This window comes from Pseudobacter sp. (assembly GCF_051955275.1).
GTDB lineage: Bacteria > Bacteroidota > Bacteroidia > Chitinophagales > Chitinophagaceae > Pseudobacter.
The window spans coordinates 1-5,422 of sequence record NZ_JBQCGW010000281.1 but is presented as its reverse complement, the minus strand read 5'-3'; the positions used below and the strand labels follow the sequence as shown (position 1 = coordinate 5,422).

Annotated in this window: 3 protein-coding genes; 1 reads left to right on the top strand and 2 read right to left on the bottom strand. The window is 48.6% G+C overall.

From position 1 onward, the window contains the following. Positions 1-1,591, top strand: a 1,591-nt coding sequence (locus tag ACTHMC_RS24795) for a vWA domain-containing protein (protein ID WP_440417388.1), incomplete at its 5' end; no start/stop codon positions are given. Between the two features lie 183 nt (positions 1,592-1,774). Here the strand turns inward: ACTHMC_RS24795 and ACTHMC_RS24790 are convergent. Both ACTHMC_RS24790 and ACTHMC_RS24785 read right to left on the bottom strand, forming a co-directional pair. Then, positions 1,775-3,973, bottom strand: coding sequence for a peptidase domain-containing ABC transporter (locus tag ACTHMC_RS24790; RefSeq protein WP_440417386.1), 2,199 nt, complete (start codon positions 3,971-3,973; stop codon positions 1,775-1,777). After that, the coding region (locus ACTHMC_RS24785; protein WP_440417384.1) for a thiopeptide-type bacteriocin biosynthesis protein at positions 3,970-5,422 on the bottom strand (1,453 nt) is incomplete at its 5' end. The genes ACTHMC_RS24790 and ACTHMC_RS24785, both read right to left, overlap by 4 nt.

The following is a 5,422-nucleotide window of genomic DNA, read 5'->3' as shown; positions in this document are numbered from 1 at the left end:
GGAGGTGGTGGTAATGGGATATAGCAAGGCCAGAAAACAGGTTGTTACAGGTTCTGCTGCTGTAATTAATGGAGTGAGTATAAGCCGGCCTCAGAATAACACCGCTTCCCTGATGCTTGCCGACGGCTCTACAGTATCCCTGAATTATCAGGAAGACGAATCAAATACTGAAGAATATGATGCCATCAACGAAACCGGCTTCCAGAGTCCTTTCCATAGCCCGCTCTCCACATTCTCCATAGACGTGGATGCAGCCAGTTACAGTAATATCAGGCGGTTCATCACGCAGGGCAGCACACCTCCTAAAGACGCTATCCGGATAGAAGAAATGATCAATTATTTCGATTATGATTATCCGCAACCAACGGACAATATTCCTTTCTCTGTGATCACCGAGCTGGGCGCAGCGCCCTGGAATCCCAAACATAAATTATTACATATTGGCCTCCAGGGAATTAAAATGGATGCAGCCGATCTGCCCGCATCCAACCTGGTTTTCCTGATCGATGTATCAGGTTCCATGGAAGATCCCAACAAGCTGCCTTTGCTGAAATCCTCATTCAGGTTGCTGATCGATCAGCTTCGTCCACAGGATCATATAGCTATAGTGGTGTATGCAGGTGCAGCAGGGCTGGTGCTTGAACCCACATCCGGCAATGAAAAGATGAAGATCCTGGAGGCCCTGGATAAACTCCAGGCCGGCGGCTCCACAGCAGGCGGCGCAGGCATTCAACTGGCATATGCAACTGCGAAAAAGTATTTCAGAGAAGGTGGCAATAACCGCGTGATCCTGGCTACCGATGGAGATTTCAATGTGGGCGTATCGGATAATAGCAGCATGCAAAGGCTCATTGAAGAGAAAAGACAGGATGGTATCTTCCTCACCGTGCTTGGTTTTGGTATGGGTAATTACAAGGACTCCAAAATGGAAATCCTGGCAGACAAAGGAAATGGAAACTATGCTTATATCGATAATATCAGTGAGGCGCGTAAAGTGCTGGTGAAGGAATTCGGCAGCACACTCTTCACCATCGCAAAGGATGTGAAGCTGCAACTTGAATTCAATCCTGCCAAGGTAAAAGGATACCGGTTGATCGGTTATGAGAACCGGATGCTGCGCGCGGAGGATTTCAAAAATGATAAGAAAGATGCCGGTGAGCTCGGCGCAGGACATACTGTTACTGCATTATACGAGATCATTCCGGCAGGAGTGAATACTGATTTCCCCATCCCCGACAAGCTGAAATACCAGAACAATAAATCAAAGAACAGCAGTAATTCCAATGAACTGGTCACTGTAAAGCTTCGTTATAAGAAACCGGCAGAAGATAAAAGCCAGGAAATAAGCTTTGCGGTAAAAGACGAAATGGGAAAGAATGAATCGGAGAATTTCCGCTGGTCCGCCGCGGTGGCCGAGTTTGGAATGATCCTGCGGAAAAGCGAATACGCACAGCAGTCGAGTTTGAAGCAGGTTTTGACACTGGCGAAAGGTGCTGTTGGAAAGGATGCTGATGGGTACAGAAAGGAGTTCATTCAGCTGGTGCAGCAGGTAACCGGGAAACCAATTTCTTATTCAGAATCCAGGCAGTAGCACATTTTTTTGTATTCAGAGTGGCTGCATGTTGCCGGTAATCAGGGTGCAGTCGCTCGCGTCCCCGCGAGTGGCAGATATTTGCTCGCCTCTGGCGGGCACCGTGTCACCGGAGGCGACGGAATAAACGTCACTTGCGGGGACGCGAGCGACTGGGCACTGGCAAATGAATGTTCGATCACATCACGCTCCCAGCTCCAACTGATTCCTCACCAGCTCAAAATAATTTCCCCTTCTCGCCGTCAACATTTCATGTGTACCCACTTCCTTTATCTCTCCCTGCTCCAGCACAATGATCTGGTCTGCATTGCGCACGGTGCTCAGCCTGTGCGCAATCACCACTACCGTTTTCCCTTTGAAAAATTCATCCATATTCCTCATGATCACTTTCTCATTATTGGCATCCAACGCACTGGTGGCTTCATCGAAAAACAAATACGCCGGATTCTTGTAAACAGCTCTTGCTATCAGGATCCTTTGCTGCTGTCCGGCGCTGATGCTGGTGCCCGTTCCGCCGATCTTACTCTGGTAACCTGATGGCAGTTCTTCAATGAACCCATGAATATTTGCTACCCGTGCCGCATGACGCAGCCTTGCTTCATCCACCACTTCATCACTCACAGCGATATTCCTGGCAATGGTATCCGAAAAAATATAACCATCCTGCATCACTGTGCCCACCTGGCTGCGCCACCAGGCAGGGGAGAGCTTGCGGAGATCGGTCTCTCCGACTGAGATCCTGCCTTGCTGTGGTTCGTAGAACCTCAGTAGTAATTTCAGCAATGTGGTTTTACCGCTGCCGCTGCTGCCAACAATGGCAGTAACCTTTCCTTCAGGGATCAGTAAGCTGATATCTTTTAATACCCAGTCCTGCAATGGGCCTTCATACTGAAAGGACAGATCCTTCAGCTCAATGGAATTTGCCCCTGCATCAGGAGAAAGAGACACTGTATTCATCTGTTCATCCTCTTCATTCGTCCTGTTATGGATCTCGCTCAATCGTGCCATGCTGATCCCTGCGTCCTGTGCGCTGCGGATAAAGGTCATTAACTGTTCTACCGGTCCGTTCATCTGCCCGGTGATATAACTCACGCTCAGCATCATGCCCAGGCTCATTTCGCCGGCAATCACCGCCTGCGCGGCCAGGAAAGAAATGAGGATATTCTTCAATTGATTGAAACCCGTACTTCCCAGCTGTTGATACTGCTGCAATGCCAGGGTCTTGATGCTGATCCCATACAGTTTTTGCTGGTTCTGTTCCCATTCGTGCAGTTTCCGGTTCTCGCAATTGTGCAGCTTCACTTCCTGCATGCCTGAGATCAGTTCCAGCACCTGGTGCTGATTCTCACTCATACGCTGGAAGCGCCTGTAATCCAGGTCCCGTCGTCGTTTCAGAAAGATGGTGATCCAGGCTACGGAGAATACACTGAACACCAGGAATATCAATAGGATACTCCGGCTGTATACTCCCAGCACCACAGCAAAAACCAACAGGTTAAGCAAAGAAAAGAAAGTATTCAGAGCAGAGCCCGTCAGGAAATCCTGGATCCTTGTATGATCATTGATCCGTTGCATCAGGTCGCCCAGCAGTTTGGAATCGAAGAAACGGATGGGCAACCGCATGAGCTTTTTTAGAAAATCCGAGAGGATACTGATATTTATTTTTGTATTGATATGCAACAGCAGCCAGCCCCGCAGCAGCTCGATGGCCGTGCTTCCTGCAAACAACAACAACTGACTCAGCAATACCAGGTATACGAATTTTATATCGCGCTGCCCGATACCCCTGTCAACCAGCCACTGCGTGAGGAATGGAAACAACAGGGAAAGTAAACTGCCTGCCAGCATACAAAGCAGCAGCCAGAGCAATCGTTTTTTATAAGGTTTCAGGTAACTGAACAAAAAACGGAAACCTTCTTGCTTTGCAGTGGCAACCGGCTGATCATAAAAAGCAGCTGTAGGTTTCAACAATAGAGCGAATCCTTCCGGCTTGTCACCCAGCCAGCATTGCAGGAATGTTTCCTTATCCAGTTTCATCATGCCATGTGCGGGATCGGCCACCAGGATCTTTGCACGCTTTTTACTGCTGTCGTAGTTCTGTGGCGGCAGTACCACAAAATGCTCATCGCTCCAGAATAAAATGCAGGGCAGGGGGGCTTCTTCATCCAGCTGCTCAAATCCCATGCTGACGTTCACGGCGCGGAAGCCCAGTGATTCCGCAGCGCGGCTCAGCCCCAGCAGGCTGGCGCCTTCACGGGTAATGAAACTCAGTCCGCGCAAATGCTCCAGCGAATATTCCCGACCATAGTATTTTGCGATCATCCGCAGGCATGTGGGACCGCAGTCCATAGTATCGAGCTGGCGATAGTGCTTGAATTTCATACTTGTTGCTTTTGCTGCATCGCTGCAATACTGGTATAATGTTTCAGCAGGAGGTGATAGAGCAATAGTTCATATTTTCTGTTATCGGTATCAAAAAGGCGGTCGATGAACATATGCAGGTAACTACCCAGCAACTCGTCCGCGCTTTGCTGCTGCTGGCTGAGATGGCTGCAGATGCTGCGGACCACTGGCTTCAGTTGACGGCTCCTGCGTTGCAGGATCTTTCTGCCAGTTGAAATCAGATAAGAAGGTTCTTCACTGAATACTGCGGAGATTTCCTGCTTTAAGGCCCTGTGCTTGTTATTCAGCTGCAATACCAATGGCTTGCCGCCTCCGAATTCCTGCAGGAACCCTTGCTGTAACTGCGACAGTAATAATGTTTTTTGTTTGAGATCATATCCGAAATCAACCAGGTATTGATCAATCCCTGCAATGGCCCACTGCCATTTATTGGCGAGCGAATCATTTTGCTGTAGCCAGTGCAACATTGTCATTACGGCTTCACTATCTGCATGGAAGATCTGTTCGGCTTCCCCGATCAGTGCTGCTCCGTAGCGCTCCAGTTCCCTGTTGTAGGTGTCTATTTGAATCCTGGTCACCAGTTTTTGTGATACATAATCCTTTACCGCATCCTTCATCTGTTGTATGACATCTGCCATGTTTCCGGAAGAGGATAAGTGGTAGCGGATTCGTATATGCGGCTCAGGATCATAATAACGTATAAAGAAGAACCGGCTGATCAGGCCATTGGATGAAAGACGGATACTCAGTCTTCTCAACGGTCCTGCCAGCAACTCCTCGCCAGTGACTGTGCCACAATAGATCTTGTAATAAAGCCATTCATCACCCGGAAGAAAGTTCCGCTGCACTTTTTTACCGGATTGCCTTGCTGGCTTAGGTTGGTTCGTACTGGCTGCTTCTCCGAACAGCACAGGAATGAATATTTCGTTGCAGTAATTTCCTTCGCTTCCGGAAACTGCTCCCATGGCCTCTTTCCCGGGAAAGGCTGTCACCCGGCATTCACCATTCGTTTGTATGGCTGCAACCAGCATGCGGAATGATTCAGGGTATCTGCAATCAATCAGCAGTTCATTGTCCTGATCCAGCAATAACAACTGCTGCGGCAATCCTCTTTTCTTCCGCCAATCACTGATAAAAGAAGGCATCGCAGGCTCGTTAGCAGGCAGATCTCTCAGATCCTCTTTTGTAAGCTTCCACCTGGCGCGTTGCACAATGATATGTTTGTACCGTATTTCCGGATTGAAATCAGCATCGTTATTCTCTTCAAAAAACAGTCCACGGAAACATTGCTGCCATTGTAATTCACAAAGGAACTGGTAGACAGGCAGACTGTTGAACATAAAATTATGCGCCGTGCTTAACCTGGGGATCACATATTTGTTGAGCGACCTGCTGCGTAATAAAACACGGCCATTCCGCACAGATACC

Excerpts from the sequence above, each read along its gene's own strand:
- ACTHMC_RS24790 (WP_440417386.1), bottom strand. The coding sequence starts at position 3,973 with ATGAAATTCAAGCACTATCGCCAGCTCGATACTATGGACTGCGGTCCC.